This is a genomic window from Candidatus Symbiopectobacterium sp. NZEC135, assembly GCF_025962695.1.
Genome location: NZ_JAGFPF010001104.1, coordinates 1 through 718, shown reverse-complemented (window position 1 = coordinate 718; position 718 = coordinate 1). Strand labels below are relative to the sequence as shown.

Genomic DNA, 718 nt, shown 5'->3' with positions numbered 1-718 from the left:
CCCGTCGCTTATGAGCTGCTCTTCCGAGATGGTATTGGCAATGCGTTCGCCGACGTCACCCCAGAATACGCCACCGCACAAATCATAACGGAACAGTTTTTAACGAATTCATTAAGTCGACTGGTGGACGATCACATCAGCTATATCAACGTTCCACATCAGATGCTCACCAATGGCCTGGTTGAGGCATTACCGCCAGAAAAGGTGGTACTGGAAATTCTGGAAAACGCACCGCCTGATGACACTTTACTGGCCTCGGTAAAGCGTTTGAAAAAGAGAGGCTTTAAGCTCGCCCTGGATGATTTTCTGATGGCTCCCGAATGGGATCGTTTTCTTCCTTATATTGATGTGCTGAAATTCGATCTGACGCTTTCTTCCTTTGCCGACATCGGCTCCTACATCAACAAACTCCCCTACCGGCACATCACCCTTCTCGCGGAAAAAGTCGAGACGCGTGAGCAATTTTCTCAGGCAAAGCAATTAGGTATTTCTCTGTTTCAGGGATACTTTTTCAGCAAACCAGAAATCATTCAATCGCGCCGACTATCAGTCAATAATTACAATGTATTACAGCTACTTAGCGAGGTAAATAAACAGGAATTAAATTACGAGCAGATTGAAAAATTGCTCAGTAAAGACCTGTCACTCGCTTACAAAGCAATGCGGTATGTCAATAATATCAGGCTGCGCAGCAATTTAAGCCTGATGCCGCTCCAGG

1 protein-coding gene is annotated in these 718 nt (G+C 45.7%); it reads left to right on the top strand.

The window, feature by feature from the left end:
- Positions 1–718: EAL and HDOD domain-containing protein (locus J5224_RS32725; RefSeq protein WP_264629086.1), on the top strand; the 718-nt coding region annotated here is incomplete at both ends.